This window comes from Bacillus sp. ok061, assembly GCF_900108285.1.
In the GTDB taxonomy this organism is placed as follows: domain Bacteria; phylum Bacillota; class Bacilli; order Bacillales; family Bacillaceae_G; genus Bacillus_A; species Bacillus_A thuringiensis_S.
Window position 1 is genome coordinate 147,164 of the sequence record NZ_FNUW01000003.1, and the last position, 12,375, is coordinate 159,538.

Here is a 12,375-nt window from a genome sequence, read left to right on the forward strand (position 1 = left end):
TAAGGAGGATTAAAATGAATAACCTTCCAATTCATGCAAAACTTAAAGTAAATAAGGATACTTTCTTCCTGCCCGATTCAAACGGGGGTGTCTATTTTCGAAATAACGCCAGTTCATTTCGCATGGACGGTGATGGAATTTATGACTGGATTGAAAAATTAATGCCAATGTTTAACGGTAATTATTCTTTAGCAGAAATAACTGATGGTCTCCCTCTCCCCTATCAAAATCGTGTATTTGAAATTGGAGAGGTTTTATATGAAAATGGTTTCGTTCGCGATGCAAATCAAGATGCACCTCATGAATTAAACAGTACATTACTCGACAGATATGCTTCACAAATTGAATTTTTAGAAGCTGATTCTCATTCAGGTGCTTTAAAATTTGAAACGTACCGCGGAGCAAATGTCCTTGTACTTGGCTCCGGAGATATGCTTACTTCTTTAGTTTCTTCTTTATTAGAATCTGGTTTACCTACATTTCATTACCTCGTTACAGATCGAGATGAAACAAACTATGACAGAATACATGAGCTAATAGAACGTGCATATGAAGTTGATAACGGTGTACTCATTCAAGAAATCGATACTACAATTGACCGTCCCTTGCATGAAGTATTCGAACCTTTTGATTGGATTTTATATGTTTCTCAAAATGGAGACATTGACGGTTTAAAAACAGTTCACACTATTTGTAGAGAAACGAAAAAGAATTTCATACCAGCTATTTGTTTATCAACACTCGGTATAGCTGGACCTGTCGTAACGGAAAATCGTGATGAATGCTGGGAATCCGCATGGCATCGGCTACATGAAACGACTTTGCAAAATGAAAATTCATCAGATTCCTTCTCACCAATTACATCTGCAATGTTAGCAAATGTAATCGTTTTTGAATTGTTTAAACATGTCGCGGATGATTTATATCGTGAAAAAGAATTACAATTCTTTTTATTAAACTATGAAACACTTGAAGGAACGTGGCATCCTTTTATAAAACACCCTCTTGCAACTGATGAAAGTTTTACAATTGATACGATAGAAAATCTTTCTGAAAAACTTGAGCATCGGTCCAACCAACATACTTCAACTGATGTATTCCGCTTTTTCGACTCATTAACTTCTAAAGAAGCCGGTATATTCCATGTATGGGATGAACAAGATTCATATCAATTACCGTTATCACAATGCTATATTCAAGTAGCCAATCCATTATCAGATGGCCCAGCTCCCCTTCTGCCTCTTATGACTCGCAGTGGATTGACTCATAATGAAGCGCGCCGAGAAGCTGGTTTAACAGGAATTGAAACATATGTAGCAGAAATCATTCACCGCCTTATTCCTGAACATAACGATATCGGTATTGGCGCTGGAGAAACGATGACAGAAGGATTTTACCGGGCACTACAACAACATTTAAATAATAAATTGTATGAACGGCAGTCACATATGCTAGAAGAACTTACAACGATTGATTTAACTGATATTCACGATAAACATTGTAGATTTTATTACGATGCCCTTGCTACAATTCATGAAACACCTAAAATCGCAATGAGTGAAGAGATTCTCAGTTTTCCAGTCGTTTGGGTTGGTATAAATGATAAATGGTACGGTGCATCTAATATTAATATGACGTTAGCGTTACGGAGCGCACTACAACTATCACTGCTCCACATTCAAAGTGAAGAGACTCCTTACAGAGCTAATATCTTGCCTGAATCATCTATTATTTTATATGACACGGATTCTTTTAGGGTGGAAATACAAGCGGAAGAAGAAATTCCAAGTGTGCAATCTTTACAGCTTGCCTTACAGCATTTAGAAGAACATAATTTTTATCCCTTCGTGTTTGATTTAGCAATCGAACCATTTTTGAAAGAAAACTTAGACGGTGTGTATGGGGTATTAATTGCAAAGGAGGACGGTCTATGACTCAAAATATATTGCTTATAGGGGATGGTCTTCTTGCAGACTATGTACATGATCATTTATGCAAACAATATTCCATCATTCGTCAGCATACCCTTACAGAAGAACTTCCTGAAAATATTTATCTCGCTCTCGTATTACATGATGGATCTCCTTCTACTATTCATCATGACGCTGAGCTAATTTTTCGGTCAAATCATATTCCGTGGCTACGTGGTTTTACTTCATTTGGCGAAGGTATTATCGGTCCTTACATTCATCCTCTTACGCCCGGATGTTCCCATTGTTCTGATGGACGCCGTTTTATCGCTGGCTTTGATCAAAAAGAAATGTGGGAACTACAGCGGAAATATGCCTTTAAAGCAGATAATGTAACGAGACGTGATGTACGTGCCACCCAAAATGGAATGTTGCAAATGTGCCATCTTATTTGCGCAGAAACAGAAAAAATATTAACTCATAACCATTCTTCTTTAGAAAATGAACTTATTTTACTAAACTTACAAACATTACAATGTACGCGGCATTCTTTTCTTCCAGATCCTCTCTGTCCTGTATGTAGTAATTTACCTGATGATACTGCGGATGCGGCGGAAGTTTCTTTACAACCAAGTTTAAAAGTAAGCACCGAAACGTATCGCTGCCGTTCCATTCATGAATTAAACACATTTTTAACGAGAGACTATTTAGATTATCGGGTCGGTATGTTGAACGGCAAAATGCAGCATTCTTTATTACCATTCGCTGACGTCATTATAAACATGCCATTAATGTTTGGAAATGAAGGTGTTGCAGGCCGAACTCATTCATTTGCAGTGAGTGAAGCAACTGCCATTTTAGAAGGTTTAGAACGATATTGCGGTATGTCGCCTCGTGGGAAAAAGACAAATGTGCATGGTAGTTTTCATGATTTAGAGGAACATGCACTAAATCCCCTCACACTCGGTGTACATACAAATGAACATTACAATCGTGATAATTTTCCATTTAAACCGTTTGATCCTGATTATGAGCAAAACTGGGTATGGGGATATTCTTTATCACAAAACAGACCGCTTTTAGTTCCTGAATCAATTGCTTATTATAGCCTCGGTCATCGAGATGCTTTCGTGTATGAAACATCAAATGGATGTGCAATTGGCGGTAGTTTAGAAGAAGCGATTTTTCACGGCATTTTAGAAATTGTAGAGCGTGATGCCTTCTTACTCACTTGGTATGCCGAATTACCTCTTCCCCGCCTGGATCTTAATTCAGCAAATGATACGGAATTACAATTAATGATTCAGCGGTTACGTACGATTACCGGATATGAATTACACGCTTTTAACGCGACGATGGAACACGGCATTCCGAGCTTATGGGTAATTGCAAAAAATACGCGTGAAAATGGAATGAACGTTGTTTGTGCGGGAGGCGCTCATTTAGATCCTATTCGAGCTTTAAAAAGCGCCATTCAAGAAATAGCAGGCATGTTACTTATAACAGACGATGAGCTCGAGCACAAAAGAGAATACTACGAAAAATGCTTACAAGATCCTTATTTCGTTAATAAAATGGAAGACCATAGTATGCTGTATGGATTGAAAGAAACGGAAGAACGTCTTCACTTCCTTTTACGGGAAGATGCACCGGTGCAAACGTTCCAAGAAATGAATGTATCACAATCATTTGATATGGATTTAACATCCGATCTCCACCAACTTTTAAATCGTTTGCATCAATCTAATCTTGAAATAATCGTTGTAGATCAAACCGTTCCCCTCATAGAAAAGAATGGATTACATTGTGTAAAAGTTATTATTCCAGGCATGCTACCGATGACGTTTGGTCACCATCTTACTCGAGTTACAGGACTGGACCGGGTATATACCGTACCGATGACACTTGGATATACAGACGAACCTTTAACGAATGAAAGATTAAATCCACATCCACATCCGTTTCCATAGTAAAGGAGGGATTTCATGCAGCTAGATACTTTTTTACATCATCTCCATTTCTCTATCGATGAAATTATGCCGAATCATGAGGTGGACTGGAAAGACGCACCGCTTCCTTATAAATTATATCGAAATGTACCTACCATCCCGCTCTCCTTAGAAATCCCGTTATCTTTATCGAACTCTTCTACTACACCTACTCTAAATGAAATTGGTCACTACCTTTGGTATTCATTTGGTGTAACACAATTATGTCAGCTAAATAGCGAGAGAAATGTATTACGTAGATCCATTCCTTCAGGCGGTGCCTTATACCCGAATGAATTGTATATCTATTTAAAGATTGACGATTATCCAGACGGCATTTACCATTATGACGCCGCGCATCACCGACTTATTTTACTTCGCGAAGGAAATTTCGATTCTTATTTGGCAGACGTACTCGGTAATCGCTGTAATATACATGATTGTTTCGGTGCTGCATTCGTATCCACTATGTTTTGGAAAAACTTCTTTAAATACAATAACTTTTCATATCGACTTCAAGGATTAGATAGCGGGGTTCTCATTGGACAATTACTAGAATGTGCAAAACAGTTCGGTTATACGAACGGCGTATACTTTCAATTTCTAGACCGTGCACTGAACCATTTACTCGGATTATCAGAAGGCGAAGAAAGTGTGTATGCCGTTATTCCTTTAAGTACAGAGCTAGAAACTAATTGGTTTCACAATGATTACCGTGAAAATAAAACAGTTACTTCTCATGAGTTGTTGCAACAAATTCCGCCACTTGCACATGAACATTTCGTTCGCTCAAAACATGTAAATGAATATCCGATGATAACAAAAATAAATGAAGCTTCTATGATTGAATCAACAGCACACTTCAAAACGCTACATGATGAAGAGCACTATCAACATAATACGTACGCTGTACAACTGCCGAAAGTAGAGCGTTTATCTTATGATTTCTTGCAACTTTGCAGAAAACGGTATTCCCCTGATGCTGACTTTACTTTAACGAAATGGGATGCAGCCGAGCTCGCTACTTTACTACAAGAAGCGAGCCTCTCCTTCCCCTATTACAACGACCTTGACGGTAAGTATACAAATAAAAATACACGCGTCTCCTTATATGGATGTTTTTATAACGTGAAAAATATTGAAAACGGAGCTTACGCTTATAACAGTAAAACACATTCCATACAACCAATTCGATATGGAGACCTTCGCTACCCACTTCAGTCTAGTATGACGATGGATAACGTAAACCTTTTTCAAGTACCACTTTGCCTACATGTAGTCGGAAAGAAAGATTATTATACAAATGCATTAGGCTATAGAGGGTACCGTATTCATCAAATGGAAGCAGGTATACTCGTTCATAAACTCGTTTTTGCAGCGACCGCGATGGGGATGGGCGGGCATCCTTTACTTAGTTTTGATACAAATTCATGTGATCAATTGTACGGAATAGATGCTGGAAATGAAACATCTCTTATTCAAGTTCCAGTTGGGGCATATCGGGCGCGGAATTGGTTAAAAGGGGCTTTGCATTGTTAGAAGCACGCCGTCTATCGGCGTGCTTTTTTTAAAGGATTTAATTTATAAAAAGCGAAATGAGTATATATTCTTACATAAAAGGAGAATTTAACTTGAGCATTTTACAACGGTTAATTCAGCAAGCAAAAAATCCTAGCGGAACAATTGGTTCCTCCATGCTTTGTATTATGAACGCTGCACATACGAGATTAATAAATTGGGCATTGCAGAAAGTACATATAAAGACAGATGCAGTCGTATTAGACATCGGCTGTGGTGGAGGTAAAACCATACACATTCTTTCAAAACGAACTCCACTTAGGGAAATATATGGGATTGATTACTCCGATCAAGCTGTGAAAAATTCTATACAGACGAATGCAAAAGATGTTCAAAAACAAAAAGTAATTGTTCAACAAGCAAGCGTTTCTTCTATTCCACATCATACGAACTTCTTCGATCTCATTACCGCCTTTCAAACTCATTATTTTTGGCCTGATGTTGAACAAGATATAAAAGAAGTATTTCGCGTCTTAAAACCGGACGGCTCCTTTTTATTAGTGGCTGAAACTTTCAAAATTCAATATCATATGAAGAAGTTTAACACGACCGAAGAACTAATAAATCTCTTTTATAAAACAGGATTTACAAGTGTACAATGTTACGAAGAAAGAGATTGTCTTTGTGTAATAGGAATTAAATAAAAAGCAGACCTCAAAGGGTCTGCTTTTTTACTAGATTAACTTAAAAATACTCTTAATTTGTCTAGCAAATAACCAATTTTTCGTACCGTAGTTATCATTTAAACTATCTAAATTAATAGATTGTCCGTTAGCAAACTTTAATTCTAACGTAGTATTTTTGTCATTTGTTTTTAAGTTACTATTTGTAATGTCATCATACTTTAATTTTTCAATCTCAACATATTCGTCTTTTTCTTGTCCAATCACGACATGGTCTTGGAAGAAGAAAAAGACTTCTACTTTTTTACCAAAACAAAATACATTTTTCGTATAAATTAATGTCGCGTTATCAAGTCCGACACATACTTCTTTCATTTCTTCCACAACGTGTCCAAAGTCTTCTTCATGTCTTGCATTTGATTCAGCAATCCATTCTTCGATTGTTTTCATGTTAATTGCCATACTGCGCCCCCTGGTTCGTTCATTGCTTTATTTAAAAATAAATACTATATGAAAATATAAGCGATAAATACTATGTTTTCAAGGGTGAACGGTATATTCGAAATAAAGTTAAATTTCAAAGTAATATACTAGGAGCATCGATTTCATTATATTTTAAACGTTTGAACGAGACATTCTTCATCATCAATTAACTGTGTTTTCTCATCAAATTCGATGTTTAGCTCCCTATATACTTTCTTCCAAAAAGAAACTGCTGGTATATTTTTCACAAGTTCGATAACGAAATACTGCCCTCGTTTCTCTTTTAGTACATTCGCAATAACTTGTTTACCGATTCCTTTCCCTTTGTACTGATTCAATATGAAAATGTCATTTATACCAAAGTCGTTTTCCTTCTTCAAAAAAGGACGTTCCAGTAGTAATAAAAATCCTACAATATCATTATCACTTTTAATAAAATACGGAGTGATTCCGTCATTTTCCCAAAACATGTGCAAATCTTCGTATTCGAAAAATCCATTTGCCTCAATCGTTATATTAGGAGTAAATGTAGAGAGGTCATGAAGATATAGTGCATACAAATTACGCAATATTTCTTTTTCTGATTCTTGAACTATTTGAAGTGTTAAAAACATTTTTAAAGATCCCCTTCCCTATATGTAACTGTTTCTCCCTCTTTATTATTCGCTAAAAAAGTTTACCTACCTTTGCAAAAAAAATAGCACTTAAAAAGTGCTATTCTGCTCTCCTTGCCGCTTGTTGAATTGGGTCCCACACGCTGTTATATGGTGGTGCATAACTTAAGTCGACATCTTCTAAATCGTGAACACTCATTTTATTGAAAAGCGCCATTGCGATCACATCAATTCGTTTATCTACGCCTTCTTCTCCAATTACTTGCCCGCCCAGTAATTGTTTCGTATCGGATCGATATAGTAATTTCAAGTAAAGTAGTTTTGCATTTGGATAATAGCCCGCCATATTTGTAGAATCTACTTTGACTGTTTTATACGGGATGTTTAGCCCTTTCGCTTCTTTTTCATTTAATCCTGTTCTTGCGAGTGTCAAATCCATAAATTTAATAATGCCTGTACCTAACGTACCTTTAAATGCTCTTCGTTTATCCAGCATATTCAGTCCAGCAAGTCGCCCTTGTTTATTGGCAGTCGTTCCGAGCGGGATATGATCATGAATTTCCTTTATAACGTGGTAATGTGTTGCGCAATCACCAGCTGCATATACGTCTTGCACATTCGTTTGCATATATGCATTTACTTCAATTGCCCCTTTATGATTCTTACGTATATTTGTCCCTTCAAGAAAATCAGTATTTGGCTTCACTCCTACCGACACTAAAACAAGATCTGCTTTATACGTACCTTTATCCGTTTCAATTGCTTCTACTCGTTCATTCCCTTTAAACGCTTTTACATTTTCATTCGTTAAAATTTCAATATGATGCTTATCTGCTTCTTTATGTATGTACTCTGCCATATCTGCATCGTAAATCGTACCGATATGATCATTTCGCTCAATCATTCTTACTTTCTTACCAAGTTCGACGAATGTTTCTGCCATTTCCAGTCCGATTGCACCACCGCCAATAATCGTTACATCTTCAACTTTATTCGTTTCTAGCGTTTTTAATATGCGCTCAGCATCAGGAATTGTTTTTAAAAGATGAACGCCTTGTAATTCCCGTCCTTCCCATTCTGGCATAACAGGACGCACTCCAGTCGCAATTAATAATCGATCGTACGGAAATTCAAAGACATCTTTCGTCTTCGTATGCTCTGCGTACACCATTTTCTTTTCCGTATCTACTTTCGTTACTTCATGACGCACTTTCGCATCAATTCCATATTTCTCACGAAACGTCTTCACGTTGCGCGCGATTAACTTTTCAGTTGAAGCGATAGCACCACTAATGACATACGGTAATCCACACTGAGCGTACGAATAAATTTCACCTTTTTCTAAAGTTACAACATTTGCATTTTCATCGTTTCTAACAATTTGCATCGCTGCACTCATACCAGCTGCATCTCCGCCAATAATGACATAGTTCACTTTACCACTCCTTCTTTTTTACATACTCTTTACGTTTTCCATATTTTATAGAAATAACACCTACTTCCATTGTAAAGAAAGAGACTTTCATCTTCAAATTTTGTGCACAAACCTATGCTTGAATAGGTAACTGTCGTGTCTTATAAACAATATGTTTAATATGCTATAACAGTAACAATTGAAAGTAGGTGAAACATACATGTGCGCCGGCCTTCTCGCTCAAACTCCAGAGGAACCGAAAGAACCAAAACCCGCCTTGTCGCTTGATCAAGAATTCTCCATTAACGCAACCATCTATAGTGCTCGTGCTTGGTTATCTAATGATGAGACTTTCCCACAAACGATTTGGAAAGGCTCTCGCTTCGCTTCAGCATCACACGCTGGCAAGTCCATCTTACCAATCGGTACTGTAAAAATTTTGAATTTATCCGATGATACAATAACAGTTACTGCATCATCAGAATCAGATGATAATCTCAAAATAGTCGTACCCCCTCATTCTGAAAGTGTTTTAACATCTAATGGTTTATCTGATGTGCAAGCAAGTACATCAGGAGGAGCAAGTAAAGTCACATTTCTCTTTCATATCTTTTTCTCAAGGGATCCTGGTTCAGATAAAAAACCATAAAAAAGGTACAGTTATGCACTGTACCTTTTTTCATGTGTTCTATTCTCTTGATTTGATTAGTTCAATATTATAAGTTTCGATATCTGTTAACGTTCCTGTAAAGTAAGGATTTTCTCTATACCAAGACTGTTTTGCAAAATACGCTTGCATATCTTTCGTTTGAAAAATATGTCCATGCCTTGCATATATTTCATTTCTAGCAATTTTCAACCGCTCTTTCGATAAATATGTTAAATCTGCGCTCGTTAATTTTCGAATATCACTATCAGGAAAGATGAAACCATTATATACATACTCAGTCGTAGGTGGCGGGGTAACATTATAAACAACTGTTTTTTCTGTACTTTTCTTTTGAAATGGAAGATTATAAGACGAAAGTGCCGTTACCGTCTCTACTTTTGTCGTTTCCCGTCCACTTTCTCCATTTCGTTCTAAATAAATCGTCGCACTTCCATCAGTCGCTACAGGCCCCCATGTAATTTCTTCTCCTGCCAGCGCTGTAACTGGTTTTTGATTTACGTACAATGTTGCACCAGGCGCGTTCGTTTGAACTGTAATATATTGACCTTGCAACGTTAAATCTACCGTTACGTTATTTTGGCTTTGTTTCATAAGTACAACCTTTTCCTCACGCGATAGTTTTACGTAGTCATTTTTATATTCTGATTGAAACACTTGATTTCCCGGAAGAAATGGCCCATATTGCTTCTCAAACTTTTTGTCATCTGTCTTATCAATTTCTTTTCCGTTCATTTTTAACGATACGTCTTTTTCATTTGTAAGCAAAGTTGTATAGTACGTCTTCGCTTTCAATTTATATCGATCAAATATAAAGAAATACTTTCCGTCTTTCGTTAATGAAAAATCAGCTCTTTCTATTCCGTCCCGTTGTTTTTCACCTTGTCTCAAATATTCTTTTAATTCATTCACGTAAGATGGATTTTCTTTTATATACGAAAATAGAGGCGTTACGCTCTCTCTCGTTATCATAACCGATGGATCATCTGCCGTAACGATCTCAGCTAATCTCTCTCCGTCCCTCTCTTGTAAAATCGTAATCATCCGGTCTACTTGTGCCACCTGCGTATAATACGACGATCCGTACAAATACAATCCAATAATCGCTATAACAAATAGCGCTAACAGTGTAATGCCAACTTTTACACCACCGCTCATGTTCTTCTTTACTACAGAACGTCCCCTCTTCGTCCCGCAGTTTTGACAAAATTGCACACCATCTTCAAACTGAACTCCGCACTTTGTACATACATTCATCCAGTCAACCACCTTTTCATTAGAAGCCAGTTATTCCCTGTGTTAAGGCTTGAATTATCGTGCTAATGTAAGACCAAAGTACAATGAATGTTGCAATTCCAATTAAAACATTTGCAATAATAAGTGTGTAAACGAGATCTAATCCGCCATTGTCTAGCTTTAATACGGCTACAGTTATACTAATCCCTATATAAGTTGCAGCTACGGATAATAATATAGGTAAGAAAAAGATTAATAAGAAACTAAAAAGAAAAGAAAGGACTAATATGACAATAGCCGGCGTCGCTATCGTTCCCCATATACCAAATACTTCAAGAAACGAAAAAGATGATTTCATCATCTTGCCACTTACAAAAATAATAAATCCGACAAATAAAGTTAAAATTAATAAAAAGAAAAAGACCGTTATAGATTCTCCAAAAAACGTGGGAGTAGATATATCTGGTGCAAATGTTCTCGTAACTGCTGATGCTGCACTCATCATTCTATAAAAAATACATGCTCCTAAAAAACAAATAAGAACAAGACTTACAATTCCATTTCTTACTTCAATCGTGCCGCTTTTCATAATCGCTGTCGGTGCTTGTAATGCATGTTTAAAAAATTGAAAATAGCCGCTCGCAAACCGCTTCGCTTGCTCTACCGTTTCATTTGGCCGAGTTTCCTTTACTTGTGCCGCGCGTGCTTGTTCCGGCCCTTCTTCTTGACCACTACTTGCCACTACTTCTTCCGTTAACGAATGTCCACAATTCCCGCAAAACTTTGCCTCTGCTGCATTTTCTGTATGACATGACGGACATTTCATTCTCTCATCCCTCCTTAAGCATATACCATATAGGGTGTTACAAATTCAATATATGACTTTGTACATAAAACATGACTACAAGAAAAAGATTCTGAAATCCTTCTTTCGAAAGAAATATATGTGCTAGCAATCTTGAAAAAAAATGCTATTATGAAACAGAATAAATAATATTTTTAACAGATTGGATGAAAGACAATGGAATTGGTAAACTCAATTTTTCAAATACTCCTTACAAGCGTAATCCAATTATTATCTTTAATTGGCGTTATCATTGTAATTGGATTTCTATTAGGCTATTTAGAATCTCTCACACGGATGTATTGGTCGAGAGCTTTCGGAAGAAAAGGATTCCTTTTAACTGCGTGGATTGGTGTTCCTATTCATGAACTTGGACATGCCATTATGTGCGTACTATTTCGTCATAAAATTGTTGCAACGCAGTTCTTCCCAACAGACATAAGTCAAGGTGCTTTAGGCTACGTACAACATCAATACAATCAAAAAAGTGTATATCAACGAATTGGGAATTTCTTCATCGGTATCGGGCCTATTATTTCTGGTATTACTGCACTAATCCTTTTAATGCGCTATTTCGTACCAGAATCATATTTTTTATTTAATACAACTCTCGAAAAAACGATCGCTTCTACTTCTATTAATATAGAAATGATCCAAAACATGCTCTTGTCGACGTTTGTATTATTGAAAAGCTTATTTACAATCGGCAATTTATTGAACCCTTCCTTTTGGTTATTTTTATTTATCGCCATTTGCATTTCTGCACATATCGCTTTAAGTAAACCAGACATTAAAGGATCAATAGACGGAGTTATCGTCATGTTTATCGTTTTATTTTTATTCAATATAATAGCCGGACTTTTTCAGTACGACAGTAATCAGCTAATTGGACAGGTTATGAAATATAATATGTATCTCATTGCGTTTTCTAGTGTAGCACTGCTTTTCTCTTGTCTTTCTACACTCGTTAGTTTTTCGTTTTATAAAATAAGAAGAGGGCGTTCTTTTTGAACGCCCT

Annotated in this window: 11 protein-coding genes; 6 read left to right on the forward strand and 5 right to left on the reverse strand. The window is 36.7% G+C overall.

All coding sequences use genetic code 11. The features are described 5' to 3' along the window. Nucleotides 1-14 precede the first annotated feature (14 nt). The 4 genes from C4S65_RS05785 to C4S65_RS05800 all read left to right on the forward strand — a co-directional run bounded on the left by C4S65_RS05785 (nucleotide 15) and on the right by C4S65_RS05800 (nucleotide 6,120). Nucleotides 15-1,934, forward strand: a complete 1,920-nt coding sequence (locus C4S65_RS05785) for a putative thiazole-containing bacteriocin maturation protein (protein ID WP_061668023.1) — start codon at nucleotides 15-17, stop codon at nucleotides 1,932-1,934. Beyond that, nucleotides 1,931-3,880, forward strand: coding sequence for a TOMM precursor leader peptide-binding protein (locus C4S65_RS05790; RefSeq protein WP_098838640.1), 1,950 nt, complete (start codon nucleotides 1,931-1,933; stop codon nucleotides 3,878-3,880). The genes C4S65_RS05785 and C4S65_RS05790 overlap by 4 nt, the downstream gene beginning before the upstream one ends. A 15-nt stretch (nucleotides 3,881-3,895) precedes the next feature. Continuing rightward, nucleotides 3,896-5,437, forward strand: coding sequence for a SagB family peptide dehydrogenase (locus C4S65_RS05795; RefSeq protein ID WP_098838639.1), 1,542 nt, complete (start codon nucleotides 3,896-3,898; stop codon nucleotides 5,435-5,437). A 92-nt stretch (nucleotides 5,438-5,529) separates the two neighbouring features. Then, the gene (locus C4S65_RS05800) at nucleotides 5,530-6,120 is read left to right on the forward strand and encodes a class I SAM-dependent methyltransferase (RefSeq protein ID WP_098838638.1); all 591 of its coding nucleotides are present in this window, start codon (nucleotides 5,530-5,532) and stop codon (nucleotides 6,118-6,120) included. 30 nt (nucleotides 6,121-6,150) lie between these two features. On the opposite strand, the gene C4S65_RS05805 is transcribed toward C4S65_RS05800, so the two are convergent. The 3 genes from C4S65_RS05805 to C4S65_RS05815 all read right to left on the reverse strand — a co-directional run bounded on the left by C4S65_RS05805 (nucleotide 6,151) and on the right by C4S65_RS05815 (nucleotide 8,631). Continuing rightward, entirely contained in the window at nucleotides 6,151-6,561 is a 411-nt protein-coding gene (locus tag C4S65_RS05805; RefSeq protein ID WP_000996783.1) for a DUF3908 family protein, read from the reverse strand. A gap of 146 nt (nucleotides 6,562-6,707) precedes the next feature. Beyond that, on the reverse strand, nucleotides 6,708-7,196 hold the full coding sequence (locus C4S65_RS05810; RefSeq protein ID WP_061668027.1) for a GNAT family N-acetyltransferase: 489 nt from the start codon (nucleotides 7,194-7,196) through the stop codon (nucleotides 6,708-6,710). A gap of 100 nt (nucleotides 7,197-7,296) precedes the next feature. Continuing rightward, a complete protein-coding gene (locus C4S65_RS05815; RefSeq protein WP_098838637.1) occupies nucleotides 7,297-8,631 on the reverse strand; it encodes a CoA-disulfide reductase in 1,335 nt (444 codons plus the stop codon). Nucleotides 8,632-8,830: 199 nt separating this feature from the next. On the opposite strand from C4S65_RS05815, the gene C4S65_RS05825 reads away from it, so the two are divergent. Beyond that, nucleotides 8,831-9,259 carry a hypothetical protein gene (locus C4S65_RS05825; RefSeq protein WP_098838635.1) on the forward strand — a complete coding sequence of 143 codons (429 nt, stop codon included), beginning with the start codon at nucleotides 8,831-8,833 and terminating at the stop codon, nucleotides 9,257-9,259. 39 nt (nucleotides 9,260-9,298) lie between these two features. On the opposite strand, the gene C4S65_RS05830 is transcribed toward C4S65_RS05825, so the two are convergent. Then, nucleotides 9,299-10,534 (reverse strand): YARHG domain-containing protein, encoded by a 1,236-nt coding sequence (locus C4S65_RS05830; RefSeq protein WP_098617801.1) that lies wholly within the window; start codon nucleotides 10,532-10,534, stop codon nucleotides 9,299-9,301. Between the two features lie 19 nt (nucleotides 10,535-10,553). Beyond that, complete coding sequence (locus tag C4S65_RS05835) at nucleotides 10,554-11,339, reverse strand: zinc ribbon domain-containing protein (RefSeq protein ID WP_098838634.1); 786 nt, start codon at nucleotides 11,337-11,339, stop codon at nucleotides 10,554-10,556. 195 nt (nucleotides 11,340-11,534) lie between these two features. On the opposite strand from C4S65_RS05835, the gene C4S65_RS05840 reads away from it, so the two are divergent. Then, complete coding sequence (locus C4S65_RS05840; RefSeq protein ID WP_086405989.1) at nucleotides 11,535-12,368, forward strand: hypothetical protein; 834 nt, start codon at nucleotides 11,535-11,537, stop codon at nucleotides 12,366-12,368. Nucleotides 12,369-12,375 lie beyond the last annotated feature (7 nt).

Coding starts and splice junctions, on each gene's coding strand:
- C4S65_RS05830 (WP_098617801.1), bottom strand. CDS start 10,534: ATGAATGTATGTACAAAGTGCGGAGTTCAGTTTGAAGATGGTGTGCAA.
- C4S65_RS05805 (WP_000996783.1), bottom strand. CDS start 6,561: ATGGCAATTAACATGAAAACAATCGAAGAATGGATTGCTGAATCAAAT.
- C4S65_RS05795 (WP_098838639.1), top strand. CDS start 3,896: ATGCAGCTAGATACTTTTTTACATCATCTCCATTTCTCTATCGATGAA.
- C4S65_RS05785 (WP_061668023.1), top strand. CDS start 15: ATGAATAACCTTCCAATTCATGCAAAACTTAAAGTAAATAAGGATACT.
- C4S65_RS05825 (WP_098838635.1), top strand. CDS start 8,831: ATGTGCGCCGGCCTTCTCGCTCAAACTCCAGAGGAACCGAAAGAACCA.
- C4S65_RS05810 (WP_061668027.1), bottom strand. CDS start 7,196: ATGTTTTTAACACTTCAAATAGTTCAAGAATCAGAAAAAGAAATATTG.
- C4S65_RS05835 (WP_098838634.1), bottom strand. CDS start 11,339: ATGAAATGTCCGTCATGTCATACAGAAAATGCAGCAGAGGCAAAGTTT.
- C4S65_RS05790 (WP_098838640.1), top strand. CDS start 1,931: ATGACTCAAAATATATTGCTTATAGGGGATGGTCTTCTTGCAGACTAT.
- C4S65_RS05840 (WP_086405989.1), top strand. CDS start 11,535: ATGGAATTGGTAAACTCAATTTTTCAAATACTCCTTACAAGCGTAATC.